Below are 25,180 nucleotides of genomic sequence, written 5' to 3' on the forward strand. Positions count from 1 at the left end.
GCCTAATATGGCGATTGGAGGAATTACACCCTATCAAAAATTGACGCTGGCAACACAGGCTCTACTTCTGTGAACCATTATTAATGGGGGGATTACCGTAGGATCTTGATTTGTTGACACGCTCCCCTCTTTTTCATAAGATGCCCATCATGTGGAGAAAAGAGAGGGTTCTGATCGCCGTTGCTTTTTTTCTTGCGATCAACCCCGCCTATGCAAACGAAGCCCCAAGCCATCAGACGGTAACCTTTCCGAGCGGGACTCAACTCAACGCAGAAATCGCCGACACCCCAAAAACCAGAAGACTTGGATTGATGTTCCGGGAACACCTGCCAGAAGGTGGCGGGATGCTCTTTGTCTTTCAGGTGGCAGCGCGTCACCGGTTTTGGATGAAAAACTGCAAATTCCCAATCGATATTATCTGGATGAATGAACACCGAGAAATTGTATACATTTCTGAGAACACACCTCCATGCAAATCAGATCCTTGTCCAAGCTACGGCCCCACAAAAGATAAAGCTCTCTATGTGCTTGAAGTCGCCGCCGGACTTACGCACCAAGAAAAACTTAAAAAAGGTATGATCATTCAGTTTCAGGACTAATATAACCTGATATAATATTATAAGCGACTATAGACCCGTAATGAATTTACAAACCCCCTAGCAAAGAGGCGAGCGTTCTTTGATGCTGGGGAAACCTATTTATTTGAACGTAAATCAACCTTGGAAGGGCCGGGTGTGCATTTGATCTCTGTTTTCGCGAGTCACATTTGATTGTATTCGTGGATCAGAGTATTCTTTCCGTAAATATTTTTAGAAATGGGGTTTCGTTGTGTCCGTTCGCTTAACAATCCAGCAAAAGGAGGTCATTCTCCAGTTCAAAAACATGGACTCATCTCAGGTCGGTCTGGACACCCTTCTAAAAACCCTCTTTCATTTATTACAAAAAGAGATCTCCTTTCGATCCGGTTGGTTTTTTCCGGTTGATCCTGTTTCTTCAAAAGCAACCTTGCTCACACATCAAAGCTGGTCAGGTCGGACCCGCTCAATCGATACCAATGAGATCACATTGGAGAAGACATTACTCCCCAGTGTTGAACAACTGATGCAGAACAAGTCCCCCTGTATCCGAGGAGAGGATGTGTGGACATCCTCCCGCTTGACACGTCACCCTTTTTATAAAAATATCCTCATGCCGGCCAAGCTTTATTTTTCATTGATCATTCTCTCTATTGGACAAAAAGAAACAATGCAGAGGCTATCTCGTACTCTGGAGAGAAAAGAGTAACCGCCCTTTCACACAGTCCGATATGGAATTAATGGTCTCATGATCCGCCGTTTTGGGCAACCTTCTGCACAACTTATCCATCGACATCGTTCAGGGGGAAAAGCCGGACATCCTCCATGATTCACCTCCAAAACCACTAAAACCAATTATCCGCCCGTCAAACATGAGTGAAGACGACCTTCACAATCTAGTTCGAAGAAGAGCCCAACCCGGAATACTGATCATGGGGAAGGAAGGAGAAACCCTCTACCTGAACTACGACGCAAAGAACCTTCTGGATCGTTTGACTGCAATTCCAAAATTTCCTAGAAAGTCAAAGAAAATGGATCCGGGACGGCCACTGCCCCAAATCATTTACCAGCTTTATGATCATTTCAAGGATATGGTATCCGCTGATTAAGGAAAAGTTGAAGCATCAGCACCTACTGTGAACAGAATTTGTATTCACGAAGAAGCAGTCTATCTTTTTCGAGCCCTGCTTTTACAGAGGGGTGCCGGGAATCAGGACAGTACCCATATCATGATATTGATCGAGAGAGTTTCTGAGGGCGTTCGGATTGAAGACGTGAGAGATTTGATAAAACTGACACAACGTGAACAGATTGTTGTTCAATTGTTGTCTGAAGGAAAAATGAATAAAGAAATTGTAGTCTTTATGAATATCGGAGAATATACGGTGAAGGACCATATGAAGAGGATTATGAAAAAACTGGACGTAACAACCCGGGCCGGAATCGTCGCAAAAATATTACAAAGTCATCATCTTTCCTGAGGACTCTCCCCCTCATTTGAGGGGATTGATTAAAAGCCAGTGATTGCGTAAAGCAGATTTTATCAGCTTATCGCTCAAATATTAAGGAGACCCTATTGATCTGGGGTAATCAGAATGGATAGAGAAAACCGAAGAATCGCCGATCGACATGGTTTGGAGAAGGAGGTGGCCTACGAACCCTCTGCGTCATTAGAGCTAGGGCAGAGAAGGTATTATGGGCTTATGCTCAACATAAGCAACGGAGGATTTTGTCTCAAAACGGAGACGCCTCTAACCCGCTCCCAGATTATCCAGGTCCAGATGCCAATTCCGGAGATGAAATCTTCATTGCCGACTCTTGCCGAGGTTTGTTGGGTCGACAGTCACGAAAATCAAGGTGGGTATACGGTTGGATTGCGGTATCTGATATAGGTCAAACCTGCTCCCTCCCCGGCTGATCTTACAAACACCCTTTAAAAAAAGGTTTTCCGAAATTTATTCAGTTCAAAAAAGGCTTGTATTGGGGAAATATGCGAGCGTACTTTTCGGTAGGCTTCTTTTTGAACCGCTTCTTTTGGCAGCTCAGAAATACTAAAGTAATCCTTTAGCATCTCTATAGCAAGAAATGGATATTCCTGAAAGAATTTTGGATTTTCATGCGACCACCTTTCCACCGCTCGATATTTCCTCAAATCCTTCATAACGAAACTATCATTTAGTTTTTCCTCGTAGCACTTCAGCGTTTGTGCCGAAAAATCACCCTTTTCTTTCGCCTCAATGATGGCTTCCGCCGCATACATACCCGAGGCCATGGCCAGGTTGGTTCCTTCATGATAAAAAGACGCATTCACCAAATGAGCAGCATCGCCAACCAGGAGGAGTCCGTCGGTATAAACCTGAGGTACCTGCTCAAAACCACCCTCTGGAATCATATGTCCTGAATATTCCAGCGTCTCGCCTTTTCTAATCAGGCGCTTTATGCTCGGATGCGCCTTAAAACGGTCTAGGAGATCATTGGGTGCCACCTTTTTATCGATGAATGACTTGATGGAACAGGCTATTCCGACAGAAAGCGTCTCCTTATTCGTATAAATAAATCCTCCGCCAACCATTCCTGCCACCGAATCTCCAAAGAACTCCATCGCCACTCCCTCGTCACCTTCCAGGGAGAAACGGTCCTCAATCACCTCTCGTGGAAGACCGATGACTTCCTTTGCCGCGACGGCTAGAACGGCTCGGCGAAAATCTTTACGAAGGCCCGCTTTTTTGGCCAGAAAAGAATTTACCCCATCTGCGGCAATAACGACATCGGCCAGGACCTCTCCTCCTTCCCGCCGGGCTTTCACGCCGCAAATCTTGCCATTCTCAAAGATCAGGTCATCAACAACGGTTTCAGTGATAACCATAGCACCCGCTTCCTCCGCTTTTTTGGAAAACCATGGATCAAAGCGTGCTCGGAGTGCAGAAAAGCTATGATTAAAAGGTGGGTTTTCATTGTAATCTTCGCAACGGAACTCAAAAGCGGCCTCTGATTTCCCGGAGAGCAGACTAAACCGGCGTTTCACAATATGCCGTTCAATAGGGGCTTCTTCCCAAAATCCGGGGATCAATTTGTTCAGAATAGGTGTATAGAGGACCCCACCAAACATATTCTTTGCTCCGGGAAACGCACCCCGTTCAAAGACGACGACAGATAGACCGGCCCGTGCCAATGTGAGCGCAGCGGCCGAACCCGCCGGTCCGGCACCCACGATGATGACATCAAATTTGTCCGACAAGAGCATGCTCCAGAATACGTGAACCCTGTCCCCGGGTTTTAACCTTCTCTCATCTTTTTTACCGCCTCGGTCATGAGAGGAAGAATCTCAAAAAGGTCTCCAACGATGCCGTAGTTTGCAATCTTGAAGATCGGGGCATTTGGATCTTTATTGATCGCAACGATATACTTGGAAGAAGACATCCCCGCCAGATGTTGTACGGCTCCAGAAATACCACAGGCAATATAGAGAAGAGGAGAAACCGTCTTTCCTGTCAGGCCAACCTGATAACTGTGCGGTTTCCATCCCGCATCGACCGCGGCGCGAGATGCCCCCACAGCAGCTCCAAGGACCTCTGCCAGGTCCTCCACCAGGTTGAAATTCTCAGGAGCTTTAAGTCCTCTTCCCCCCGACACGATAATACGTGCCTCCGTCAGTTCAACCTTCGAACTCGCCGTCTCTACCACCTCTTTAACCCGAGCAAGCAGGCTGGAGAGATTACAAGAGGAAGTGATCTTTTCGATCCGGGAGGGGATCTCCGATTTCTGCTTTTTCACGGGAAAGACATTCGGCCGAATAGTGGCCACCTGGAAGGCATTTAGGCGACTCTTGACCGTTGACATGAGCTTTCCCCCGTAGATCGGCCGCTGGGCAATGAGGATTCCCCCATCATCGATTTCCAGCCCAATACAGTCGCCGGCAAAAGGACCACCTAGTCTGGCCGCCAACTTCGGACCGAGGTCCTTCCCCATCGTGGTTGCTCCCATCAGGATCAGACGGGTCTCCAGTTTTTTTGCCAGGTCACCGACAAGGGAAACATATCCTTCCGATGTATAATAGTGCAGAAGCGGATCTTCCGCCAGGTAGATCCGCTCTGCACCCGCGTCCATGAGAACATTCGCCTCATCGGCCACCTGATCTCCGATGATCACAGCACCCACTTCCCCTCCCACCTTGGCTTGGAGGGAGTGGGCAGCCGAAATGGCTTCCAGGGCCACACGCTTGACCTTTCCGTCACGTTGTTCTGAAAAGACCAGTATGCCCGCCATGCTGCCTCCTTGTTCCCTTGCTACAAGACTTTTGCTTCATTTCGAAGTAAGCCAAGCAATTCTTCGACGGATTCTGCGGGGTCCTTATCAAAGATTTTTCCGGTCGTCCGTTCAGTCGGCGCTTCGATGTGGGTTACCATGAGCTTTGCCCCTTTGGCTCCGACGCTTTCCTCATCCAGGCCCAAATTCTCCAGAGTCAGCGTTGCCAATGGTTTCTGCTTCGCTTTCATAATGCCGGGGAGGGAGGCATACCGCGGCTCATTCAGTCCCTTTTGGCAGGTAAAGACGGCAGGGAGTTTAATTTCAACTATTTCAGTTGCCCCTTCGATCTGCCGCGAGGCAACGGCCCTCCCCTTTCCCGGCTTCAGATCAAGTTTATTAATCACGGCCACATGCGGCAAGCCCATCAATTCAGCAAGGTGAATGCCAACGGCGCCATTGTCGTCATCAACCGCCTGTTTTCCAAAAAAGATAATGTCATAATTTTCTTTCTTCAAGGCAGCGGCAAGGACAAAGGCCGTCGCGTAGGCATCTCCCCCCTCCAGTCGATCATCCTTGATGTGTATTGCCTGGTCCGCCCCTAGGGCAAGACATGTTCTCAAGGCTTCTGTTACCCTTTCCGGCCCGATGGTTATCACGGTGACAGAACCTTCATCGAAACGTTCCTTTATTCTCAAGGCCTCCTCAACACCAAACTCGTCATAGGGATTCACAACATAAGAAAGGCCCGCCCGGTCAATCTCCCTGCCATCAAAAGATGGCTTTATTTTCGACTCTGTGGCAGGGACTTGCTTAATACAAACAGCCATCTTCATCAATATTTCCTCTCCTCAGGGCATCTTCCGAATGACCATCCCTTGAATCTCACGCGTCCCTTCAAAGATACGCTTCATTCTGGTATCACGGAAAAAGTACTCTGTCGGATGTTCCCTCATAGGCCCTAAACCATCAGGGGTTAACGATCCTGAAACTTTGCTTGGCGCTTTTCAAGAAAGGCCGAAACCCCCTCTTTTTTATCCTCGGTTGCACAGACCTTTCCAAAAAGTTCCGCTTCCTTTTCTAAACCGGAAGGGAGAGGATGGTCTATCCCATATTGAATGGCCAGAAGACTCGCCTCGACCGCTTTCTTTCCTTTTGATGCAATCTTTTTCGCTAGGCCCTGAGCCTGTTTCAGTACCTCTCCTTCCGGGACCACCTTATTGAAAAGGCCGATCCTTTTCCCCTCTTCCGCATTAATCATATCCCCGGTCAGGATCAATTCAATGGCTTTTGCCTTCCCGACGAGGCTCGGGAGCCGCTGCGTCCCGCCAAAACCCGGAATGATGCCGAGGTTGATCTCAGGCTGCCCCAAGCGGACACGTTCTCCTCCGATACGGAGATGGCAGGCCATGGCCAACTCAAGACCACCCCCCAGACAAAAACCTGTAATCGCGGCGATTACCGGCTTTTGCATTTGTTCAATTTTGTCAAGAACCGCCTGACCTCTTTTTGCAATGGATTCCCCCTTTTCCGACGAGGAGATGGAGGCAATCTCCTTGATATCCGCCCCAGCAACAAAGAGACTCCCAGATCCCGTAATGACAAGCGCCTTAACCTGATCATCCTTCGCCAGCGAATCCACCACTTTTTCCAGCGCGGACAAGAGATCAAAGGTCAAGAGATTTGCGGGAGGATTATTCAGGGTGATCGTCGCCACATGACCGTCTGTTGAATATTTTACAATCTCATTTTCCAAATTACCCTCCTGTTCTTTCGTCGTTGTTCAGCATGTTCTGTTTCTTAATACTGAAAGAAGCCCTTTTCGGTTTTTTTGCCCAGATATCCTCCCATGACCATGCGTTTCAGCATCGGCGCGGGCCAGAAGCGCTCCCCGTGCTCTTCCTTCAATTTTTCCAGGGTAGAGAGGACGGTATCAACGCCAACTTGATCCGCGTAATGAAGCGGCCCCCCTTTCTCCTGGGGAAATCCGGTTCCCGCCAACATTGCAACATCGATGTCGGCAGCAGATGCGACACCTTCCTGCAGGGCGATCACGGCCTCGTTGATCATCGGCATGATCAGACGGTCTACTGAAAAAGAAGTTCTTCCGGCTTTTGGCTTTTTTCCCACCTGATCAATGATCGTATCGAGTTCACCAGGTTTTCCATCCCCATATTCATAAAAACCCGAGCCGCTTTTTAATCCATAGCGTCCGGCATTCACCAGGGCCGCAATGATTTCGGCGGCCTTCGCCCGTGGACCATAGGCCTGATGAAGAATATTCGCCACCTTCAGAGAGACATCAATCCCGACCAGATCAAAGAGTGTAAAGGGACCCATGGGGAGTCCAAAGGTAAGGGCAGCATCATCCATCTCCTTTGCCGTGGCCGCACCCTCCTCCAGGGCAATAGCCGCTTCGTTTAAATAGGGCAGCAAAAGACGATTGACCAGGAAGCCCGCGCACTCCTGCACCCGGATGGGGATCTTCCTCAGACTCTCTGAAAAGAGGGTGACATCGTCAATCGTTTCCTGAGATGTCCCGAGACCGGGGATCACCTCAACCAGTTTCATCACGGGCGCTGGATTAAAAAAATGCAAGCCGACCACTTTTTCCGGCCTCTTTGAAGCGGAGGCAATGGCGGAGAGGGGAAGAGAAGAGGTATTGCTGGCCAGGATCGTATTTTCAGGACAAACCGATTCCAACTCATGAAAGAGCTTTTGCTTGATCGAGATATCTTCAAAAATAGCTTCTATGACAATATCGACATCTGAAAATCCTGAATAGTCAACCGCACCGATCACCAGGGCCATCTTCTGATTCATCTCGGTGGACGTCATCTTCCCTTTATCCACCCGCCCTTGATAAATTTTACGGACCGTCTCCAAACCCCGATCAACGGCCTCCTGATTGACATCCTTTAAGATGACTGGAAGGCCTGAATAAGTAATCACCTGGGCGATTCCGGCACCCATCGTCCCCGCACCGATCACCGCTGCTTTGTAGATATACATAGCTCTCCCGCCTTTCTCTATTTTCGTTCCAGAACCATCGCCGAGCCGAGCCCGCCGCCCACACAAAGGGAAACAACCCCGAGCGTCAGGTCTCGTCTCTTCATCTCTTTCAAAAGAGTGATTACCAGACGGGCACCGCTCATCCCGACCGGATGTCCAAGGGCAATCGCCCCGCCATTGACGTTTGTGATCTCCCGCTTAAGCCCCAGAACCCGTTCGACCGCAAGATATTGAACGGCAAAGGCCTCATTCACTTCAATCAGTTCGATATCAGAGATTGAAAGCCCTGCCTTCTTCAAGGCCTTTGGAATGGCCAGTGCCGGGCCGATTCCCATGCGTTGCGGCTCAACCCCAACAGAAGCATAGGACCGTACCACCCCGATCGGTTCTTTTCCCAGTGCCTTGGCCCGCTCCCGTGACATCATGAGAAGCGCCGCCGCACCATCACTGATCGGACAGGCATTTCCAGGGGTCACCGTCCCCCCTTCCTTGAAGATCGCCGGATAGAGAGAGAGCATCTGTTCGGTCAGGGCAACATTCGGTCCTTCATCCTGAGAAAAGGGCTCTGGAGTCACTTCCTTTCCAGCCACTTTTTTTGGAATAAGAACAGGAACGATCTCTTCCCTGAATTTCCCTTCACGTGTTGCCCGAAAGGCTTTCTTATGGCTTTCTACGGCATATTTATCCTGTTCCTCACGGGTGATTTGAAACTCTTCTGCAAGGTTTTCAGCCGTCTTTCCCATGACCTGGCCGCAGAAACCATCGGTCAGGCCCTCCCAGATCGAATCAATCATCATCGAATGACGCAGGCGCTGTCCAAACCGCATGTCGCGTGAAACAAAAGGCGCCAGGCTCATGTTTTCTACCCCTCCGGCAACCTGGAGGTCTGCATCCCCCGAATAGATATTCTGGCAGGCATTCACGACGGCTTGCAGGCCGGAGGCGCAATTACGCGCGACGGTATAGGCCGGGGTGGAGATGGGCAAGTCCGCCATCAGCATGATGACACGCGCCAGATTGGTCGCGTCACTATATTGCCCGACACAACCAAAGATGACCTCTTCTGCCGCCGATGGATCGATACCGGAACGCTTGAACACCTCGCGGGTGACCGCTTCACCCAACTTTTGGTTCGTGATCTCCTTAAGTGCGCCTCCCATATTGCCGATCGGTGTTCGGACCCCTTCAACAATGACCGCTTCCTTCATACAGACTCCTTTCTATTTGCATCAAATATATCAGACCAATCAGATCTTATTGCACGGACAAACCCGAAAACGGATTATAACTTCGTAACGATTCAGCTTGCCTAGATTTTGGCTACGCGAGACCCATCCTCCAGGATAAGGCACGAGGAGCACAGAACCGCAACGTATGTCTATACGTGAGGATTCGAGCACCACAGCAACGCAGTCATGGGGAAAAAGATGGGTAGGCTCAATCGTTACGCCTCTTCTTCATTTCTTCTTCCAGCAAGACACGCCTCAAGACCTTTCCAATAATTGTCTTCGGAAGCTCGGATCGAAACTCAATCTCTTTCGGCACCTTGAACTCAGCCAACTCTATTCGGCAGTGATCCATCACCTCATCTTCTGTTACATTTTCTCCTTCTTTCAGAACAAGATAGGCCTTGATGTATTCCCCAAAAAACTTTTCAGGGATACCCACCACAACCGCATCTTTTACTTTTGGATGCCGGAAAAGAACCTCTTCCACTTCACGCGGATAAACATTCTCACCCTTTGTCTTAATCATGTCTTTCTTTCGGTCTACAATAAAAAAGTATCCTTCCTCATCCATGCGGGCCATATCCCCTGTAAAAAGCCACCCATCCCGCAAGACATCTCTGGTTTCCGTCCCTTTTTGCCAATATCCCTCCATCACCTGAGGGCCTTGAACAATTAATTCGCCGACCTCCCCAATTGCAAGGTCTTTCTTTCCTGTCTCAATATCAACGATCTTTGCAAGAGTATTCGGAAAAGGAAGTCCGATGCTCCCCTCTTTCCGCTTTCCATTGATCGGGATCGCATGGGTCACGGGAGAGGCCTCTGACAGCCCATATCCCTCAACCAGTTTTGCTCCTGTCAGCGCCTCAAAACGGCGCTGGACCTCTTCATGGAGCGGTCCGGCACCAGAGATACAAACACGCACGGAAGAGAGATCATATTCTTTGATGGTGGCAAAATTATTAATCGCGACGTACATCGCCTGAACCCCCATGAACATTGTCGCCCTGCTTTTCTGAATCGTCTTCAGGACATCCTTGGTCACAAATCGAGGCAAAAGGACGAGTGTCGACCCCAAATAAATCGCTAGGTTCATGCAGGTTGACATCCCATAAACATGGAAGAAAGGGATCACCCCGAGGAAAATCTCTTCCTTTTCCGTAAGGGATGGCATCCATTTACGGATTTGAATCGCGTTGACCACAAGATTTTGATGCGTCAACATCACCCCTTTTGGGGTTCCGGTCGTTCCGCCGGTATATTGGAGGAGAGCCAGGTCTGTGGAAAAGACAAGCACATTCGGATCAGATGAAGGCATCTCCTTCATCAGTGCCATCATGTCGTATACAGGCGGGACTTTTGGGACTTGAATCCACTGGCCCTCCTTCTTTGCCTTGATCGGGTAAAGGAGGGACAAGAACCAGGGAAGTGCATCTCGAATGGAAGTTAAGATGATATTTTTTAAGGGGGTCTTATTTTTAATTTTTTCAATACGGGGATAAAAGAAGTCGAGAGCAATAATCGTTTCCGCTCCGGAATCATCAAGCTGCACTTGAAGTTCTCGTTCGACGTACAAAGGATTCGTCATGACGACGATTGCACCCGCTTTCAGTGCACCATAGTAGGCAACAACACATTGGGGGATATTCGGGAGCATGATGGCCACTCGATCCCCCTTGCGCACACCCAGTTCTGTAAGGAGATGGGCAAATTGATTGATTTCAAGGGACAATTTCTGATAGCTCGTCCTCTTCCCATAGAAAAGAATGGCGCAAAGTTCAGGGCATCGAACCGCAGAATCGTCAATAAACTGGTAAATTGGAATGGAGGGGAATTGAATGGTTTCCGGTACATCCTGTTCATAATACTTGACCCAGGGACGATCCATAAGCAATCCGCCTATCTCCATGAACTCACATGGATCTTACGTCCACTCCCCACATGGACGGGGGGAAAGAAAAGTACATGAATGACCCTTCAAAACTACTATAATTATACCATAAAAGTCAAACTACCTCCGTCAAACTTCACGACATTTACTCCTTTCTGGGTCTCGCTCAAAAAGGATAAAATATGAGGTTGTTTCTAGTTCATTAATTCTATAGAATGATTCCTTCATTGATGTGATTGTCAATTTGAAACTAAAGAGGAACATCCCATTAGATGAAGTGTACATAAAGATATGATCAACTCTTCGCAGATATTCAGGAGCAATGCTTATGAGGAATAATAGTTTAAAGGTGGCCGCAAGCGCGTTGATCTCGATGGCACTCCTCCTGGGCGCTTCTTCAGTTTTTGCCGGAAAATTGGATACGGTAAAGCGTCGCGGGATTCTTCATTGCGGTGTGAACAAAATGATCCCGGGCTTTGGATTTCTTAATCCCAAAGGCGAATTTGAAGGATTTGATGTTGCATTTTGCAAGGCCATTGCAAGCGCCGTCTTTAGTGATCCCAAGAAAGTGAAATATGTCCCTCTCTCCTCGTCACAGCGCTTTACGGCACTTCAGGCAGGTGAAATCGATGTCCTTTCCAGAAATACCACATGGACGGTCTCCAGAGACGGATCGGTGGGGCTTGACTTTACGGTAACGACATTTTATGACGGCCAGGGAGTTCTGGTAAAAAAAGATCTGGGCATTCAAGGGATCAGCGAACTCGCAGGAGCCACATTTTGTACCATTTCAGGAACCACGACTGAAAAAAATATCACAGATTACTTCGCGAAAATAAATTCCAACTTCACGCTGCTGACCTTTGAAGATGCCGACGGAATGATGTCCGCATTCAGGGCAAACCGATGTGACGCCGCTACCTCGGACCGGTCCACACTCCTTGCCCGCCAGTATGCGGAAAAGAATCCTTCGATCTATGTCCTTCTGGACGAAACCATCTCCAAGGAACCGCTGGGGCCTGCAGTCGGGTCCAATGACAGCCAATGGAGGGACGTGGTAGTCTGGACCATTTACGGCATGCTGGCGGCGGAAGAACTGGGAGTGACCCAAAAGAATCTTGAGGTCATGAAGCTTAATAAAGATCCCGTCATCCAGAGGCTCTTAGGCATTACCGGAACCCTCGGAAAAGGCCTGGGTGTAGACAACACCTTTGTCGCCAATATCATCAAAAATGTAGGCAACTACGGTGAGGTCTTTGATCGAAACCTCGGGATGAAATCAAAGTTCAAGATGTCTCGCGGCCTGAATGCTCTCTGGACCGATGGCGGTTTGATGTATGCCCCTCCTTTTCGATAAAAGTAACAGTTCAACTCACCCATCCAAGGCTCCATGTCTGCGTTGCTGTGGTACTCGAATCCTCACGCATGAAACATACGCTGTGGTTCTGCGCTCCTCGCGCCTTGCCCTGAAGCCTTATCCAGGCAATAAAAATCATTACAACTTGCTATGAAAAAAACCCAACACCCTCCTCTTCACAAGTCTGAAGCGATCCGTATTCCTTTTTATCGGGATGTCAAAGTGATTAATATTCTGCTGCAAGTCCTTTTTTTTCTTGTCATTGGGATATTTTTTTTCTGGTTGTTGCGTAATATGTTTTCAGGACTGGCCCAGCAGAACTTAAAGATCCAGTTTGAGTTTATGTCAGAAGAAGCGGGGTTTTCAATTAGTGAAGGCATCGAATTTTCATCTGAAAACTCTTATTGGAGGGCCTTTCAAGTCGGCGCAGTCAATACGCTTCGTATCTCAGCATTGGGTATTCTTCTAAGCACCTTTCTTGGTATTTTCATTGGGATGGGACGCCTCTCAAAAAATTTATTGATCAATACCTTGTCAACAGTCTATGTGGAAATCATTCGAAACATCCCTTTGCTGGTACAGCTTTTTGTCTGGTATCATGTGGTCTATTTGGCCCTGCCAGGGATTCGACAGTCTATTCCACTCCCTGGCGGAATTTACTTGAGCAATCGCGGCGCATTTTTCCCATGGTGGGAAGGGACGGACACCACTCGAATGTGGTTAGGCTTCATTGGCCTTGCCGTCATCAGCGGCTTCGGAGTACTGAGAATCCTGAAAGGGAGGGAAGCGGGTCGTGGTCTGCTGCGGTCCAAAGCATTCATCCCCTATATGGTATTTTTGGGAGTGGTCCTCCTCAGCCTCTTCGCACTGCCCGAATATCCCCTCCGCCTCAGTACCCCCCGCTTGAAAGGATTCAATTTTCAGGGCGGGATTCATTTTTCCCCCGAATTCATGGGATTGTTGACCGGACTGACAATCTATACGGCGGCCTTCATTGCTGAGATTGTCAGAGCAGGCATCCTGGCCGTCCATAAAGGACAAAGCGAAGCGGCTCAGGCCCTGGGATTAACCCCGCTACAGATTTTTCGGCTGGTTGTCTTTCCTCAAGCCTTGCGGGTCATATTTCCTCCCTTGGCAAATCAGTATCTTAATTTGACAAAAAATTCCAGCCTGGCCCTTGTGATTGGTTTTGCCGACCTCTTTCAGGTCTCTCAGACCATCTCCAACCAGTCTGGAAACGCGATCCCCCTGATACTTCTGGTGATGGGATCCTACCTGGGTGTCAGCTTATTCATTTCGACGATCATTAACTGGTTTAACGCCAGAACAGGAATAATCGCAAAATAAAGTCTAAGGCAGCGATTTGCATGAGACCTATCACAAACAATCTTTAATGGCTTGATCATGTCTGCTTATACAAAGTCTAAAAATATGATCATTCCCTGGATCAAAAAAAACTTGTTTGGTTCCTGGATCAACACCTCATTAACCATTGGGAGTCTCTGGCTGGGGTATCTTCTATTTGTTCCGATGCTTGCATTTGTGTTTCAGAACGCAGACTGGCAAGTTGTCGTCGACAATCTCCACCTTTTCGCAGTCGGCTCCTATCCAGAGGAACAGCTCTGGAGAATTTTTCTGACCCTCGTGTTCTTGATGGGCTTGTTGGGTTCCACCGTTGCCATCCGAACAAGGATGGGAGTCAAAAGCTGGTCACTGTTTATTTGCTTCACGGGGTTCGCCCTGTGGAGCACCATCGTGGGCCATGATGCAGACCGTACAGGGTTTAATGCCGCCAACCATTATTTTCCCATTGCCGGAGCTATCCTCTACCTGATTGGATACACCACGGCCCAAAAAGGACAAAAGCGCCGAATTGTCCTAGGATGGTTTCTCTATATCACACTCAGCCCGATATTACTGAGTGGTTTTACAGGAAGCGATATTCTGCCCAGAGTCGAAAACCATCTCTGGGGTGGACTGCTTCTAACACTCTTAGTGACCGTCGTCGGCATTGTTGTGTCCTTCCCTCTTGGGATCGCCCTGGCTCTGGGAAGAAGAAGTAAGCTGCCCGGAATCAAGGTGCTTTGTATCGGATTTATCGAAACCATTCGTGGCGTTCCTCTGATCACTCTGCTGTTTATGGGTCAGGTTCTCATTCCTTTGTTTCTCCCCCCCGCTCTGGTTGTCAGTAACCTGGTGCGCGTGATGATCGCCGTCACTCTCTTTGCCGCAGCTTATATGGCAGAATACATCCGGGGAGGCTTACAAGCGCTCCCCGCAGGACAAATCGAAGCCGCACAGGCCCTCGGATTGAACACAGTTCAAACAAACCTTTTCATCGTTCTACCCCAGGCAATCCGTGCCGTCATTCCTGCACTCGTCGGGGAATGCATCTCCCTGTTCAAAGATACCTCCCTGGTTGCCATTGTTGGACTGCTTGATCTAACCGGAGCCGCGAAGGCCGCGATTGGACAACCTGATTTTATTGGTTTGGAAGCCGAGGTCTTCATGACGATCGCTTTTGTCTATTGGATTTTTAGTTTTTTAATGTCAAAATATAGTCGAAATTTAGAAAAACAGCTTGGAGTCGGCGTTCGATGAGTTCAAAGAACCAAGACAATAAAAACGTGATCGTCTGCCGTAACGTCCACAAATGGTTCGGGGACTTCCATGCCTTACAGGGCGTGAATGTTGAAGTCGCCAAAGGGGAAGTGGTCGTGATCATTGGGCCGTCAGGGTCTGGAAAATCAACATTCATCCGAACACTCAATCGATTGGAAGTCCATGAAGAAGGAGAGATCATCATCCATGGAACACCCTTGAATGATGATTTGAAGAACATCGAAACCATTCGGAGAGAGGTAGGGATGGTCTTTCAAAGCTTTAATCTCTTTCCCCACCTGAGCATCATGGAGAATATCACGCTCGCGCAGATTCACGTTCGTAAACGCCCCAGAAAACAGGCTGAAGAAAAAACAATGGAATTGTTAAAACGGGTAGGCATCCCGGAACAGGCCTCTAAATACCCCGGGCAACTGTCTGGCGGCCAGCAGCAGCGGGTCGCCATTGCCAGAGCCCTTGCGATGGACCCTGAAGTCATGTTATTCGACGAACCGACATCGGCATTAGATCCTGAAATGATCAAAGAGGTGCTCGATGTCATGAAGGAACTTGCCACAACCGGGATGACAATGCTCGTTGTAACGCACGAGATGGGCTTTGCCAAAGAAGTCGCGAACCGGGTCCTATTTTTCGACCAGGGGAAAATCATTGAGGAAACAACACCCGAAATATTCTTCACGAATCCAAACCATGAACGTTCCCGGGACTTTCTCTCAAAAATACTCGGACACTGAGGCACTGCACCCGATTTCAATGCTATTCCTCACCCTAAGATCGTCGATATGACCTTGGGGTCTCCCCTCCCGGTTTACGGCGTGCGGGAAGTTCTGATATATTGTGACGTAATTTCGTATGAACGAAAAATCTGTATCACTGTCAATAATTAGTAGGAGGGTCAATGAACAAGCATCGTCTTTTGTGGATTATTCCCCTTGGATTATCTTTTTTCCTGACATCCCCGGCCTTTGGGAAAAGAATCGTCTTTCATGGCATACCCGTCATTCAAAACAGAAGTTCAGCAGACCTCTCGCACAACGTCAAGCTCGACAACAATCAAAAAATCACCAATGCCGCCATCATTACAGAAGAAGATGGAAAATATTTTTGGGCAACACGGGACAAGAGAGAGCTGCTCTATCAATCCATGAATAATTTTGATCTTTTTATCGACCTCAAAACCGGCGGTTACATCAAAATCATCACAAAGGGTGGAAAATTTGGGTATATGGAGCACATCGCGATACCAGGGATGAAGGCCTTCACCTATTGGGGGAATATCCTCGCCTACAATCCAAAAGACTTAAAATGAAGACTCCCGGAGAAATCCTACTCATCTCCTGTTATGAGCTGGGACATCAGCCCGTCGCGCTTGCGTCACCTTTGGCCTTTTTAGAACAGGCGGGATATCGCCCTAACGTCATCGACCTCTCCGTCCAGAAACTCGACATGTCCAAAGTCCGGCGGGCCAGACTGGTTGCTATTTCTGTCCCCATGCACACGGCCTTGCGGATCGGGGCCGTGGTCGCCACACAGGTTCGGGAGGCCAATGCCGGCTGCCATATCACCTTCTTCGGTCTCTATTCATCTCTCAACAAAGACGCCCTTCTGGAAAAAGCAGCAGACTCCGTCATCGGGGGAGAATATGAAACCGCATTGGTTTCACTTGTTCAAGCTCTTGAGAGGAATGATGATCGTTCTATTGAGGGGGTCAGTACGCACCGAAGTGATGCAGCACCCCTCCTGACACATCTTCCTTTTTTCGCGCCGAGCCGGGCGCTCCTTCCTCCTCTTGAAAAATACGCCCACTTGGAAGAAGGGAGTACTCGTCGTCAGGTGGGTTACGTTGAAGCAAGCCGTGGCTGCCGTTACCACTGCCGTCACTGCCCGATCCCGCCGGTCTATGGCGGGCGTTTTTTTCTTGTTCCCCGTGAAGTTGTTCTGGAAGACATTGAAAATCTGGTTAAGATGGGCGCGACGCATATTACCTTTGGCGATCCCGACTTCTTAAACGGCCCGGTCCATTCTCTACGTATCGTCCGAGCAATGCATGACCTTTTCCCCAATCTCACCTTTGATTTTACCGCCAAGATCGAGCATCTGATCCGGGATCAGTCCTCCCTCTCGGAACTGGCCGAACTCGGCTGTATCTTCATTATCTCAGCTGTGGAGTCACTCAGCAACACCATCCTGGTCCATCTCGATAAGAACCACACGAGGGCCGATATTGAAAGCGCGGTTCACCTGACACGACAGGCCGGGATCACACTCCGCGCCTCGCTGGTTCCTTTTACCCCCTGGACGACTATTGAGGATATCATCGACCTCTTCGACTTTGTTGAAAAGGAAGACATGATCGATTCCCTCGACCCGGTACAGTATACGATTCGCCTGCTCATCCCGCCGGGTTCCCTTCTTTTGTCAGAACCCAGCATCGCGGCTCACCTGGGTCCCCTGGTTCAAGAATCATTTACCTATCTGTGGACCCACAGCGATCCCAGGATCGATCGGCTCCAGGAAGTATTCGCTGAGGAAGTGGGAAAAGGAACCCAGGAAGAGGTCGACCCCGCCATCATTTTCTATCAGCTGAAAGAATTCGCATATGCAGCCTATGAAGGGCGCCCAGCCCAGAGAATCACACATCCGGTCAAAGCAGACCGGAAACGACCCCCAAGACTGACCGAACCCTGGTTTTGTTGCGCGGAACCCACCAAACAGCAGTTCGCAATCATCCAGGAGTAAAGAGCCTCTTCATTCCATACCCCAGCATCCGAAAGGCAGCTTGGTCTTTGTCATCACACGGAATTCTTTTCCGGTGACGCCATCGGTTTGAGCAGAGGCCATTTTTACAGCAAGTGCCGCGGGTTTTTCCACCGGGCCTGCCAAGAGGTCGATGACCCAATTGAACTTATCACGGTAGTTCCGACCTTCATCAGTGGTTTCACGACTCAGAAGCAGTTCCGTCCGGACAACCCCGGGCGAGAGTATATTCACGGTGATACCCGTCCCGCTGTATTCCCTGGAGAGAGAGCGTGTAAAAGCGGCGATTCCCGCCTTACTTGCACCATAGGCCGTCATCCGGGGAGAGGACATACGGGCTCCATAGCCCTTGAGGTTGATAATTTTCCCTCTACGCCCTTTCAGCATATGAGGAAGGAGAGCGTGGCAGCAATTGAAGGTTCCGATCAGATTCACTCCGATCACTTCGGCCCATCGTTTAGGGTCAATCTCTCCTACACGCCCGTAGGTCATAGAGATCCCCGCATTATTCACGAGAATGTCGATCCGCCCGAATTGCGCAATAATCTTTCGAACCATCCCTTAAACCTGGTCAAAAATGAAAACATCGTACCCGATGGCCGTCACCTCACCAAGTATTCCTAAACTTTCAGCGGCTTCCCGCAAGCGGCTTTCATCCCGACCACAAATAACAACCTTCGCCCCTTCCTCGATATACGCTGCCGCAATGGCATATCCAATGCCCCGGCTTCCCCCCGTAACAAGAGCCACTTTATCCAGCAAAAGCCCACTCACTTTTAATGATTTCCTGGATAATCTGATAAGTAATGTGAGAATAAACCGACAAGTCGCCTGCAAGACAAGGCCAGAGGTCTTTTTTGTGATCGAGGCGTACTCTTCGTACGTTGAGGAGCAAAAAAGGCCGATAACGCAGTAAGGCAGGCGAATCGGCGGTTTATTTAGGGGCGCTCGAGAATGCTGACTGTGATATACGTCCCCGTCCCCGCATGGCTGTGGATCAGGCCCCGTTTTGCATTCTTGACCTGGAGTTTGTTACTCCCCAAATGTTTCTTGATGCTCCCTTGTAACTGCCAGAACGCGAAGACCGCCTGCATCAGACCGGTTGCACCCACCGGATGACCACAGGCAAGAAGACCACTGCTTGGATTCACCGGAATCTTTCCTCTCTTCGGAAGGCTCAGGCCATACTCAATTCCCGGCATGAAGGGACTTCCTTCTTCAACAAAGCTTCCCCCTTCTCCATACTTGCAGAGACCCATATCTTCGTAGGTTTGAATCTCGGATGAGGTATAGGCGTCATGAAGTTCTACAAAGTCAAGATCCTCTACAGGGTTTTGGATGCCCGCCATTTTATAGGCCAACTTTGCCGCCATACGACCACCTCTGAAGGAGTGGACTCCGGGATATTTTAATCCTTTATAATCGCTTGCCCGTTCATGAGGAAGGAGGAGAACCTTTCCATGAGGCCGGTCTGCCATCCGCATCGCATCCGTTCCGCTTCCGATGCCCGTCACCTTGACCGGGCGTTTACATATTTTTTCGGCCACCTTTTCCGAGGCCAGAACAGCAACCGCCGCGCCGTCTGACATCGTACAGATATCAAGCATCGTGAGAGGCGTCGCCACCATCGTGGCGCTCCGGACATCCTCAATCGTCAACAGCCCCGGTTTCTGTGCATAGGGGTTATAAAGGGCATTGGCGTGATTCTTGATGGAAACCATCGCCATCTGTTCCGGCGTCGTTCCAAACTCATGCATATGCCGTTGAACCATCATGGCATAGTAGCCGCTGTAAAAACCCCCAACGGGGTAGTCAAAATTGGTGTCTGAAGCAAGGGCGATAAACTCGTTTCCCTTCCAGGTGTTCACGCGTGACATCGTCTCAAATCCAAAGGCAAGGCAGATATCCATCCTTCCAGAGGCCACCGACTCCCAGGCACTCTGAAAGCAAAGTCCCCCGGTTGCCCCGCCTCCTTCTACTCTCCGAGAGGGTTTTGGACAGAGGCCCAGATAATCCTGAACCATGATGGCCGCCATCAACTGTCGTGTAAAATGATCGGAAAAATAAGATCCGACACTGCCATCGATCATCTCCGGCCTCAGTTTAGGAAGGTCCTTGAGGGCAAAGTCGTAGGCCTCTTTGACCATGAGACGAAAGTCCATTTGTGTATTGGCCTTCGTGAACTTCGTGATCCCGCCTGTAATCATGTAAACTGGCTGCATCTACATCTCCATGTAACCACCCAGCGCACCCCTCCTTTCCTCCAGGACTGCGTTGTTGTGGTACTCGAATCCTCACGTATGGAATATACGCTCCGGTTCTGTGTTCCTCACGCCTTGCCCTGAAGGATGAGTCTTGCGAAGCCAAAATAGAGGCACCCTGAATAGTGACACCTCCATCAGCATAGCTTCGCTTAAGAAAAAGAAGGTTAAGGACGAACCAATTCTCTTACAGATTTGACGATCTCCTCCATCGTCGTGCCCGGGGTAAAGATCTCACCAATCCCGGCCTTCTTTAAGGCACGAATATCTGCATCCGGCACAATTCCCCCTCCGAAGACGGCAATATCCTCCGCACTCTCCTTCTTTAGGAGGGCCTTAACCTTTTTGAAGAGGGTCATGTGGGCGGCAGAATGTACTGAGAGGCCAATCCCATCTACATCTTCCTGAATCGCAGAGGAGACAATTTCGGCGGGTGTATTATGAAGACCCAGATAGACTACCTCCATTCCGGCATCGCGGAGGGTTCGCGCAACCACCTTGATCCCACGATCATGCCCATCCAGACCCACCTTTGCAAGGAGGATTCTTACCCTTTTGGGCATGTCGATCCGGCGAGCATTTCCTGAGTTCTTTTTCTGAACCGTTCTAGGCATTTTTGACCTCTTCCAGAAGAAAACGGCCCTTTACTTTCTTCACATATCCCATCCGGACCTTCGGATCATGCTGAAAGATTAAAAGCCATTGCTCCTCCGCAGCCTGTTCCAGAAGCTTCCGTTTTGTCTCAAGCGTGGTCAGAGGAAAGAGATCGTAGCCCATGATATAGGGAAGAGGAATGTGGGAAGCCGTTGGGATCAGGTCTCCCAGAAAAACCGCCTTTTTACCGTTTGATTCAATAAAGATTGATTGATGATGTGGTGTATGACCCGGGGTTCGGATCACAGAGATCCCTTTTAATATCTCAGAATCCCCTTCGAGGAGATTCAGCCGCCCGGCCTTGGGCAAGACCTCATAGTTATCGAGAAGATAACTTCCACGGGTTCGCTCATTCGGCTTGTTTGCAAACTCCCACTCCCCTTTTTGTATAAAATAAGCGGCCTTCGGAAAAGTCGGATGGACTTCTCCCCGATCATCCCTCCGGGTATTCCCGCCGGCATGATCAAAGTGGAAATGCGTGTTGATCACTAGGTCAATGTCTCCAGGCAAGAGATTGAATTGTGACAGGGACTCTTCAAGTGAGGGCTGCCGCTCAACCCCATACATCTGATTGAACTTCTCATCCCCCTTGTTCCCAATGCCGGTATCGACCAGGATATTAAAACCATGGGCTTTGATCAGAAGCGATCCCAGTTCAAGCTTGATCCGGTTTAGATCATCCGGAGAATGGTGTTTCTCCCAAAGAACCTTGGGAACAATACCGAACATCGCCCCGCCATCAAGGCGAAGCACACCATCGGTAATCGGGTAGATTTCAAATTGTCCGAGCTTCATGTCACTTTTTATTATAATCTTTTAGGGGTATAAGCGCAAAGTCATGACTTATAACTTAAAGTGATGTATGGAGGGCTTGAAAAAAGCGGCGTATTGGGTTGGAAACATCCTGGAGGGGCAGAAGAAAATTAGATGATTGTGGTTCTTTTAACCTGGAAAACTAAACGGAGACGAACCACGCAGAAGCGACCAAATTGGAAACTTGTAGCTTTCAAAGAATCAAAACAACGAGACAGCCCGTCATCCCTTTCGAGCACTATCTTTAGTTATAACTCGTAATTTTTCAAGGTAGGATGGTCCTTGATCAGCTGATTCAGACGGTTCCAGAATTCCAAGCCATTATCTGAAGTAACCAGCATTTTTAAGTTTTTCTGGAGGATTTCATCAAACATTTCCTTTTGTCGTAGAGGTATGCGGAAACTGGCATGTAGGCTGTCCAAAAAATCTCCGTTTCCAGCTAACAGTTCTCGCCGAATACTGAGAAAGTTGTGGGCGGTATACCGCATCGACGCAAGTCGATTGCGAAACAAGTTGAGATCACCGGATATATTTTGAACCATTTCGATATGGTATTCAGTCGGCGAGTATTTGATCAGGTTTCCGCTTAAAACATCTATTGCCCCCGGTGTTAAAGACGTCGCGGTTCCGGTGATATCCAAAATCACACCTGCATTCAAGTTGAACTTGTGGGCCAGACGCATTTCCTGGCTTTGATAGCCCTCTTTGCTGAATCGGAGCTGAATCTTTTGTAGCTTTCGGTCAACAGAAAGGGTAAGCGGAGTTTCTCCCATGAGGCTGTTATCAAAAAAGACCTTGGTTTTATCAACATTGGAATCAAATGTAATAACATCCTTTCCGTCGGAAAAAATAGTTGCACATCCGGTCAACAGAAAAAACCCCATAAAAAAAGCAATAATCTTCTTCATAACCAATTCTCCTTTTAAGGCTCATTGACCACTCCTTATTAAACTTCTGAAACCGTTTATGGGGAGCAGAATGAAGAAAATCCACACCAAATAATCATTTCAGAAATGATTAAGACAGCATCTAGAAACCGATAACGAACACCTGTGGATTCCTGTCTCCTGCATACTAAAACAGCTACAAAGTCATCCTTTACCTGATGACCCTGGATATAGAGCTATTGTATAGCAACCCCACTTCTCTCTTGTCAAACAGCCCGAACGCAAACAACTCGAATAAGAACGCGGACTGAAATGCATATGCTCCGTCACCACTTTCATCGCAGGCAAGCTCTTCTTGTAAATCTTTTTTGGGTTGACCCGCCGAGATAAAAACAAACCCTTCTGGACACTTGATGTGCTTATAACCACCGGAATCAGAATGGCGCGCCTCATGGATCAAAAGATAAAGCCTTTCCAACTCGCTTAAATCATTAAAAAAAGCATCTCCTAAAAAAAATGTCCCCTTATTCTGGTTAATGGCAACTGTCCAGGTATTTCGATATGAAAATGTTTGGACTCTGCTGAGAAGCCAATGTACAAGTTTCTCCCCGTTAAATGGAAAACCAAATCTTTCTTCAAAATGGCTGAGCCGCTTATAAACCTCCTCATTTATCTCCATCTTGTCCGGCTGAAGTGTCCTTAAGTGTTCGATCGTTTCCTTAAGTTTATGGAGATCCACATCGGACAGTCCGGATACATTGACCATCTTTTTCCCAAAATGGATATCTCTGGAATAACTTGTCCTGACACACGCCAACAAGAGGAAGGATAATAATAGCATTACGGTATAAAACATTGTGACAGAGATGACTCCATCATTTTTCAAATCTCTCAAAACTTCATTCTTTCTAAAAATAATAGTTCCCTGATAACACCCATTCATCTTTTCCCTCCATTTGACTCATTTCAACCCTTAAATCGGAGTGTTGGGTCAGCGCAACTCTCTGATTTATTGAAACCTTATAATAATCGGATTCATGTCCGAGCGGAAAGGCGAGGATGTTACCCAAAATCTGTACCCTCCAATCTTCTGTCAGGTCAAGAAGGAGACCTATCGTCCCCCCCCCACCTACACGATAGTCATGGTCCAGTCGCTTTGAAAATTCCACTTCAGAATCTACTAGTGCGTAAAGAAGAAAAGGGTTGGCATATGACGATTTGTATGAAAAACCCAGACCATACGACGTTTTAAACGAATGACAGAAGTGACAGTCGAAATCTTTGATCGAGTCAATCCCAAAGCCAAACCGCCAGGATTTTTTTTGAAGCAATCGATCATAAGGGGTCAACGAAATAATCTCTATAATTTTTAAGCGATCAAGCTTGGTCTCCTCAAGATCATTATAGTATCTCGCAGTCAAATCTAAGAACAGAATTTGTGAATCTTTTCCATAACCAATATCTTTTGCAAGAAGGTCATGGTAGGCCGGCCGGTAGGAAATCTCCTCAAATGTCTGACCTGCGGAACGACCGACCCCGATCTTGAGCCAGTCGCTCCCATGGCCCAGTTCGGGGAGTGTCGAAAATTGGATCATTCCCTGGTCTTGACGTTGATATCGTAAACGACTCCGCGCTAAGAGAATTTTACGATCCCCCTCCGTAGGAGCCTTTTCTTCTTTCCTGTTTCTCATATTTCTATATTGAGCATAATCAAGATATGTGTCTAGAATAAGTACCTTATCCGAGATCTCAAGGGACCGATATTCGTCTCTCTCTAACCAGGATGAATCTTTTACCAGTTGTTGCAACATTGCATCCTGGGGCGGAGTCATCTTTAATCTTTTGTTGTTCATCTGACTCAGAAGCGAAGGGCGATAGACTCTTTTTACAACAAGGTTGTCATTGCGGGTGACCACCTTTATGGTGTCTGCAGGAATAACGTGATAGAAAAACGAGTCGGTTAAATGTAGATCCGGATTGGCAACTTCGAGCAGGGCAAGAAGATGATAGGAGCAGTTCTCCTGAAAATAAAGATAGTCAAAATAATTTCCACCCAGTTCCCACAAGTGGAGAAGTAAATCGTTCATCTGATCCTCTGAGAAATTTAATTCGTATTCCCACAGGTCACGGTTATCAATATTGCTGTATTGCTGTACCTTGGTGTAATACGGGAAAACAGAGAACCTTCCCTTGAAGAACCCAAAGAGTCCTTTAAGCGTATACATGAGTGGATTATCTGTATCGGGCGTGGCCGCGTAATTGATTCCGTAATTCAAAAGGGACTGATCTGGCCCTTCCCGCTTTGTGTCAATCCGTAATAGGGTATGCCCAAACATGGAAGCGGGATTATTCATATAATAGGACGCAAAAACTAAGGTGATACGGCGTGGGTTCAATTCTTCCAACCACCCTTCGAGAAGGCTACAAGCTGGTTTCGGAAACCGGCTTGTATCGAAAGAAAGTTGCTTTGAAAGCCATTTGAATCGGGCAGGAAAATTACATTGCGGGTGTTTCTCGCCTTTTTTGAAGCCCTCATTTTTTTTGAAGAAACTTGACAGGGTTGCAAGCAGTTCCGCCTGAGGATCTGATTTTCCTCCCGGAGAATTGAAAAAAGAGAGTCCATCTTCCTGACTCTCATATTTCCCAAAAATGGACTTCTTGTAGTGCAGGAGAAGATGCCAATAACGTTGCTGAGATAAGCGCTTCTCGGTGGCTTGGTCGATGAGGGACTGGAGGTAATGTTCTTGATCTAAACCTTCTGCAAAAAGATCGGACTCTCTTGGCAATAAAAAGAGAACAATAAGTGCCAGTACAAGCAGCCAATCATTTATCATTATTTTTCTTATGAATGATTGCATCAATGAAGAATCTTTAGGGAAT

Annotated in this window: 27 protein-coding genes; 11 read left to right on the forward strand and 16 right to left on the reverse strand. The window is 48.2% G+C overall.

What is annotated here, in order from left to right; translation table 11 throughout:
* The first annotated feature begins 140 nt into the window (after positions 1-140).
* The 5 genes from EYQ01_09155 to EYQ01_09175 all read left to right on the forward strand — a co-directional run bounded on the left by EYQ01_09155 (position 141) and on the right by EYQ01_09175 (position 2,467).
* Complete coding sequence (locus EYQ01_09155; protein HIE65955.1) at positions 141-599, forward strand: DUF192 domain-containing protein; 459 nt, start codon at positions 141-143, stop codon at positions 597-599.
* 229 nt (positions 600-828) lie between these two features.
* Positions 829-1,284: a hypothetical protein gene (locus EYQ01_09160; GenBank protein ID HIE65956.1), complete on the forward strand. Its 456-nt coding sequence runs from the start codon at positions 829-831 to the stop codon at positions 1,282-1,284.
* Positions 1,285-1,336: 52 nt separating this feature from the next.
* Complete coding sequence (locus EYQ01_09165) at positions 1,337-1,684, forward strand: hypothetical protein (GenBank protein ID HIE65957.1); 348 nt, start codon at positions 1,337-1,339, stop codon at positions 1,682-1,684.
* 27 nt (positions 1,685-1,711) lie between these two features.
* Complete coding sequence (locus EYQ01_09170; GenBank protein HIE65958.1) at positions 1,712-2,056, forward strand: LuxR family transcriptional regulator; 345 nt, start codon at positions 1,712-1,714, stop codon at positions 2,054-2,056.
* Between the two features lie 114 nt (positions 2,057-2,170).
* Positions 2,171-2,467 carry a PilZ domain-containing protein gene (locus tag EYQ01_09175; GenBank protein HIE65959.1) on the forward strand — a complete coding sequence of 99 codons (297 nt, stop codon included), beginning with the start codon at positions 2,171-2,173 and terminating at the stop codon, positions 2,465-2,467.
* Positions 2,468-2,508: 41 nt separating this feature from the next.
* On the opposite strand, the gene EYQ01_09180 is transcribed toward EYQ01_09175, so the two are convergent.
* The 8 genes from EYQ01_09180 to EYQ01_09215 form a co-directional block, all read right to left on the reverse strand.
* The gene (locus tag EYQ01_09180) at positions 2,509-3,819 is read right to left on the reverse strand and encodes an FAD-dependent oxidoreductase (protein ID HIE65960.1); all 1,311 of its coding nucleotides are present in this window, start codon (positions 3,817-3,819) and stop codon (positions 2,509-2,511) included.
* A gap of 32 nt (positions 3,820-3,851) precedes the next feature.
* Positions 3,852-4,841, reverse strand: coding sequence for an electron transfer flavoprotein subunit alpha/FixB family protein (locus EYQ01_09185; protein ID HIE65961.1), 990 nt, complete (start codon positions 4,839-4,841; stop codon positions 3,852-3,854).
* 20 nt (positions 4,842-4,861) lie between these two features.
* Positions 4,862-5,656 (reverse strand): electron transfer flavoprotein subunit beta/FixA family protein, encoded by a 795-nt coding sequence (locus EYQ01_09190; protein ID HIE65962.1) that lies wholly within the window; start codon positions 5,654-5,656, stop codon positions 4,862-4,864.
* A 15-nt stretch (positions 5,657-5,671) separates the two neighbouring features.
* Positions 5,672-5,776 (reverse strand): hypothetical protein, encoded by a 105-nt coding sequence (locus EYQ01_09195; GenBank protein HIE65963.1) that lies wholly within the window; start codon positions 5,774-5,776, stop codon positions 5,672-5,674.
* Positions 5,777-5,796: 20 nt separating this feature from the next.
* Positions 5,797-6,564, reverse strand: a complete 768-nt coding sequence (locus EYQ01_09200) for an enoyl-CoA hydratase (protein HIE65964.1) — start codon at positions 6,562-6,564, stop codon at positions 5,797-5,799.
* 56 nt (positions 6,565-6,620) lie between these two features.
* Entirely contained in the window at positions 6,621-7,832 is a 1,212-nt protein-coding gene (locus tag EYQ01_09205) for a hypothetical protein (protein HIE65965.1), read from the reverse strand.
* A gap of 17 nt (positions 7,833-7,849) precedes the next feature.
* Entirely contained in the window at positions 7,850-9,040 is a 1,191-nt protein-coding gene (locus EYQ01_09210) for a thiolase family protein (GenBank protein ID HIE65966.1), read from the reverse strand.
* A 229-nt stretch (positions 9,041-9,269) separates the two neighbouring features.
* Positions 9,270-10,946 (reverse strand): long-chain fatty acid--CoA ligase, encoded by a 1,677-nt coding sequence (locus EYQ01_09215; GenBank protein ID HIE65967.1) that lies wholly within the window; start codon positions 10,944-10,946, stop codon positions 9,270-9,272.
* A 331-nt stretch (positions 10,947-11,277) separates the two neighbouring features.
* On the opposite strand from EYQ01_09215, the gene EYQ01_09220 reads away from it, so the two are divergent.
* The 6 genes from EYQ01_09220 (at position 11,278) to EYQ01_09245 (ending at position 17,667) form a co-directional block, all read left to right on the forward strand.
* The gene (locus EYQ01_09220) at positions 11,278-12,306 is read left to right on the forward strand and encodes an amino acid ABC transporter substrate-binding protein (GenBank protein HIE65968.1); all 1,029 of its coding nucleotides are present in this window, start codon (positions 11,278-11,280) and stop codon (positions 12,304-12,306) included.
* A gap of 150 nt (positions 12,307-12,456) precedes the next feature.
* Complete coding sequence (locus EYQ01_09225) at positions 12,457-13,653, forward strand: ABC transporter permease subunit (protein HIE65969.1); 1,197 nt, start codon at positions 12,457-12,459, stop codon at positions 13,651-13,653.
* A gap of 57 nt (positions 13,654-13,710) precedes the next feature.
* Positions 13,711-14,907, forward strand: a complete 1,197-nt coding sequence (locus tag EYQ01_09230) for an amino acid ABC transporter permease (protein HIE65970.1) — start codon at positions 13,711-13,713, stop codon at positions 14,905-14,907.
* 26 nt (positions 14,908-14,933) lie between these two features.
* The gene (locus tag EYQ01_09235) at positions 14,934-15,662 is read left to right on the forward strand and encodes an amino acid ABC transporter ATP-binding protein (GenBank protein ID HIE65971.1); all 729 of its coding nucleotides are present in this window, start codon (positions 14,934-14,936) and stop codon (positions 15,660-15,662) included.
* A 164-nt stretch (positions 15,663-15,826) separates the two neighbouring features.
* Entirely contained in the window at positions 15,827-16,237 is a 411-nt protein-coding gene (locus EYQ01_09240) for a hypothetical protein (protein ID HIE65972.1), read from the forward strand.
* Positions 16,234-17,667 (forward strand): radical SAM protein, encoded by a 1,434-nt coding sequence (locus EYQ01_09245; GenBank protein ID HIE65973.1) that lies wholly within the window; start codon positions 16,234-16,236, stop codon positions 17,665-17,667. Before EYQ01_09240 ends, EYQ01_09245 begins: the two co-directional genes overlap by 4 nt.
* 9 nt (positions 17,668-17,676) lie before the next feature.
* Here EYQ01_09245 and EYQ01_09250 read toward each other — a convergent pair whose 3' ends face one another.
* The 8 genes from EYQ01_09250 to EYQ01_09285 form a co-directional block, all read right to left on the reverse strand.
* A complete protein-coding gene (locus EYQ01_09250) occupies positions 17,677-18,243 on the reverse strand; it encodes an SDR family oxidoreductase (protein HIE65974.1) in 567 nt (188 codons plus the stop codon).
* A 3-nt stretch (positions 18,244-18,246) separates the two neighbouring features.
* Complete coding sequence (locus tag EYQ01_09255) at positions 18,247-18,612, reverse strand: SDR family NAD(P)-dependent oxidoreductase (protein HIE65975.1); 366 nt, start codon at positions 18,610-18,612, stop codon at positions 18,247-18,249.
* Between the two features lie 11 nt (positions 18,613-18,623).
* Positions 18,624-19,907 carry a thiolase domain-containing protein gene (locus EYQ01_09260; protein ID HIE65976.1) on the reverse strand — a complete coding sequence of 428 codons (1,284 nt, stop codon included), beginning with the start codon at positions 19,905-19,907 and terminating at the stop codon, positions 18,624-18,626.
* A 206-nt stretch (positions 19,908-20,113) separates the two neighbouring features.
* Positions 20,114-20,509 carry a cobalamin B12-binding domain-containing protein gene (locus EYQ01_09265; protein HIE65977.1) on the reverse strand — a complete coding sequence of 132 codons (396 nt, stop codon included), beginning with the start codon at positions 20,507-20,509 and terminating at the stop codon, positions 20,114-20,116.
* A 43-nt stretch (positions 20,510-20,552) separates the two neighbouring features.
* Positions 20,553-21,395, reverse strand: coding sequence for an MBL fold metallo-hydrolase (locus EYQ01_09270; GenBank protein ID HIE65978.1), 843 nt, complete (start codon positions 21,393-21,395; stop codon positions 20,553-20,555).
* Positions 21,396-21,661: 266 nt separating this feature from the next.
* A complete protein-coding gene (locus tag EYQ01_09275; GenBank protein ID HIE65979.1) occupies positions 21,662-22,321 on the reverse strand; it encodes a hypothetical protein in 660 nt (219 codons plus the stop codon).
* Positions 22,322-22,511: 190 nt separating this feature from the next.
* Positions 22,512-23,243 (reverse strand): hypothetical protein, encoded by a 732-nt coding sequence (locus EYQ01_09280; GenBank protein HIE65980.1) that lies wholly within the window; start codon positions 23,241-23,243, stop codon positions 22,512-22,514.
* Positions 23,209-25,134, reverse strand: a complete 1,926-nt coding sequence (locus EYQ01_09285; GenBank protein HIE65981.1) for a DUF4105 domain-containing protein — start codon at positions 25,132-25,134, stop codon at positions 23,209-23,211. Before EYQ01_09285 ends, EYQ01_09280 begins: the two co-directional genes overlap by 35 nt.
* Positions 25,135-25,180: the final 46 nt, after the last annotated feature.

Source organism: Candidatus Manganitrophaceae bacterium, assembly GCA_012960925.1.
Taxonomy (GTDB): domain Bacteria; phylum Nitrospirota; class Nitrospiria; order SBBL01; family JAADHI01; genus DUAG01.

What these genes read in the sequence shown, in the direction of transcription:
- EYQ01_09210 (HIE65966.1), bottom strand. Translation starts at nt 9,040, where the DNA reads ATGAAGGAAGCGGTCATTGTTGAAGGGGTCCGAACACCGATCGGCAAT.
- EYQ01_09215 (HIE65967.1), bottom strand. Translation starts at nt 10,946, where the DNA reads ATGGATCGTCCCTGGGTCAAGTATTATGAACAGGATGTACCGGAAACC.
- EYQ01_09180 (HIE65960.1), bottom strand. Translation starts at nt 3,819, where the DNA reads ATGCTCTTGTCGGACAAATTTGATGTCATCATCGTGGGTGCCGGACCG.
- EYQ01_09195 (HIE65963.1), bottom strand. Translation starts at nt 5,776, where the DNA reads ATGAGGGAACATCCGACAGAGTACTTTTTCCGTGATACCAGAATGAAG.
- EYQ01_09220 (HIE65968.1), top strand. Translation starts at nt 11,278, where the DNA reads ATGAGGAATAATAGTTTAAAGGTGGCCGCAAGCGCGTTGATCTCGATG.
- EYQ01_09260 (HIE65976.1), bottom strand. Translation starts at nt 19,907, where the DNA reads ATGCAGCCAGTTTACATGATTACAGGCGGGATCACGAAGTTCACGAAG.
- EYQ01_09275 (HIE65979.1), bottom strand. Translation starts at nt 22,321, where the DNA reads ATGAAGAAGATTATTGCTTTTTTTATGGGGTTTTTTCTGTTGACCGGA.
- EYQ01_09245 (HIE65973.1), top strand. Translation starts at nt 16,234, where the DNA reads ATGAAGACTCCCGGAGAAATCCTACTCATCTCCTGTTATGAGCTGGGA.
- EYQ01_09250 (HIE65974.1), bottom strand. Translation starts at nt 18,243, where the DNA reads ATGGTTCGAAAGATTATTGCGCAATTCGGGCGGATCGACATTCTCGTG.
- EYQ01_09225 (HIE65969.1), top strand. Translation starts at nt 12,457, where the DNA reads ATGAAAAAAACCCAACACCCTCCTCTTCACAAGTCTGAAGCGATCCGT.
- EYQ01_09265 (HIE65977.1), bottom strand. Translation starts at nt 20,509, where the DNA reads ATGCCCAAAAGGGTAAGAATCCTCCTTGCAAAGGTGGGTCTGGATGGG.
- EYQ01_09230 (HIE65970.1), top strand. Translation starts at nt 13,711, where the DNA reads ATGTCTGCTTATACAAAGTCTAAAAATATGATCATTCCCTGGATCAAA.
- EYQ01_09240 (HIE65972.1), top strand. Translation starts at nt 15,827, where the DNA reads ATGAACAAGCATCGTCTTTTGTGGATTATTCCCCTTGGATTATCTTTT.
- EYQ01_09270 (HIE65978.1), bottom strand. Translation starts at nt 21,395, where the DNA reads ATGAAGCTCGGACAATTTGAAATCTACCCGATTACCGATGGTGTGCTT.
- EYQ01_09155 (HIE65955.1), top strand. Translation starts at nt 141, where the DNA reads ATGCCCATCATGTGGAGAAAAGAGAGGGTTCTGATCGCCGTTGCTTTT.
- EYQ01_09175 (HIE65959.1), top strand. Translation starts at nt 2,171, where the DNA reads ATGGATAGAGAAAACCGAAGAATCGCCGATCGACATGGTTTGGAGAAG.
- EYQ01_09205 (HIE65965.1), bottom strand. Translation starts at nt 7,832, where the DNA reads ATGTATATCTACAAAGCAGCGGTGATCGGTGCGGGGACGATGGGTGCC.
- EYQ01_09285 (HIE65981.1), bottom strand. Translation starts at nt 25,134, where the DNA reads ATGATAAATGATTGGCTGCTTGTACTGGCACTTATTGTTCTCTTTTTA.
- EYQ01_09280 (HIE65980.1), bottom strand. Translation starts at nt 23,243, where the DNA reads ATGAATGGGTGTTATCAGGGAACTATTATTTTTAGAAAGAATGAAGTT.
- EYQ01_09190 (HIE65962.1), bottom strand. Translation starts at nt 5,656, where the DNA reads ATGAAGATGGCTGTTTGTATTAAGCAAGTCCCTGCCACAGAGTCGAAA.
- EYQ01_09185 (HIE65961.1), bottom strand. Translation starts at nt 4,841, where the DNA reads ATGGCGGGCATACTGGTCTTTTCAGAACAACGTGACGGAAAGGTCAAG.